This is a genomic window from Mesorhizobium sp. M2C.T.Ca.TU.002.02.1.1 (assembly GCF_003997225.1).
On sequence record NZ_RZTO01001166.1, the window covers coordinates 1 to 1,403 of the forward strand.

At 65.8% G+C, this 1,403-nt stretch carries 2 protein-coding genes; one reads left to right on the plus strand and one right to left on the minus strand.

Annotation, left to right across the window (positions count from 1 at the left end; translation table 11 throughout):
- Positions 1–805 (minus strand): zinc-binding dehydrogenase (locus EOD07_RS34380; protein ID WP_127238350.1); only part of this gene is annotated, 805 nt, incomplete at its 3' end.
- A 98-nt stretch (positions 806–903) separates the two neighbouring features.
- On the opposite strand from EOD07_RS34380, the gene EOD07_RS34385 reads away from it, so the two are divergent.
- Positions 904–1,311 (plus strand): helix-turn-helix domain-containing protein, encoded by a 408-nt coding sequence (locus tag EOD07_RS34385; protein ID WP_127238351.1) that lies wholly within the window; start codon positions 904–906, stop codon positions 1,309–1,311.
- Positions 1,312–1,403: the final 92 nt, after the last annotated feature.

Sequence of the window (1,403 nt, forward strand, 5' to 3'; positions counted from 1 at the left end):
GCAGGGCAAACCCTTTGAGCGCTTGATTGCGGCCGATCATCGCCTCGAGGTCCGAAGCCGACAGTTGAAACCGGCCGAGCGCCGCAAACACCAGCTCGCCGCCGGGTGCCAGGACGTCGAGAAATTGCCTGGTCAATGCGCCGCCGACAGTGTCGTAGACGATTTCGGCGCCTGCGCCATCGCTCGCTTCGCGGACTCGCGCCGGCCAGTCCGCCGCGCTGGAGTCGATTGCCACATCGGCGCCGAGCGAGAGGGCGAAATCGCGCTTGGCGGGCCCGCCGGCCAGCGCGACGGCGCGACGAGCGCCCTGCCCTTTGGCCAATTGGATCAGCAGCGAGCCAACGCCACCGGCGGCAGCGGGAACCAACACCGTCCTGCCGGCCGGCGGACTTCGCCGCGTGAGATGCAAGGCGGTCAGCCCCTGCACCATCAGGGCGGTCGCATCTTCGAAGGAAAGCATATCCGGCAGCGGCACGATGAGGCTGGCGTCGATCGCCACATAGTCGGCATAGCCGCCGAACGGCCGGACCGACACGAACAGCGGCGCCGCCACGCGGCGTCCGAACAAGCCCGGATCGACACCCTCGCCGACCGCCTCGACCGTGCCGGCGACTTCGACGCCGGGGAATGCCGGCAGGGCTGGCGTGACCGCGTAGCGATCCGTGCGCATCAGCACTTCGAAGAAGTTGATGCCGGCCGCTTCCACCTTGACCAGCACCTCCCCGGCTTGCGCGACGGGCGTCGGCACGTCGACGACCTCCATCACCTCCGGACCGCCGAAACGGTTGAACTGGACGGCTTTCATGGCAGGGCTCCGATCGCTATGGCGTCGGTCGGTCTTTGCCACTATCTGCGCACTCGCCGCTACACACGGATTTGTCCGCTGCACACCAGGAGGTGACCATGGCCCAAATCACCAAGAAACGCGTGATCAAGCGACTGCCGATGCTCCCCGCCGAACGCGCTCTGAAAGTGATCTCGGGCCGCTGGAAAGCGGTGATCCTCTACTATCTCTTCGACGGTCCGCGCCGGCTTTCGGCACTCAAGGCGCTGATGCCCGGCGTCACCCAGAAGGTGCTGATCGACCAGCTGCGCGAGATGGAGGAGCATGGCCTCGTCAGCCGCGAGATCTTCGCCGAGATCCCGGCGCGCGTCGAATATCGCGCGACGCCGCTCGGCCTCAGCCTCGAGCCGATCCTGCTCGCGCTCTGCCAGTGGGGCCAGCACCACGCCGACGAATTGGACGAACAGGCGCATCTGGCCGATTGCATCATCAGGCCAAGGCAGGCCACCGAGGCCTCCGCAAATTAAAAAGGGCGGCGCAAGCGCCGCCCTCAGACTGCTGACAAACCCCGTCGAATTTCGGCGGGGTTTTGTTTTATGTGATTGAAGCGTTTGAGAAG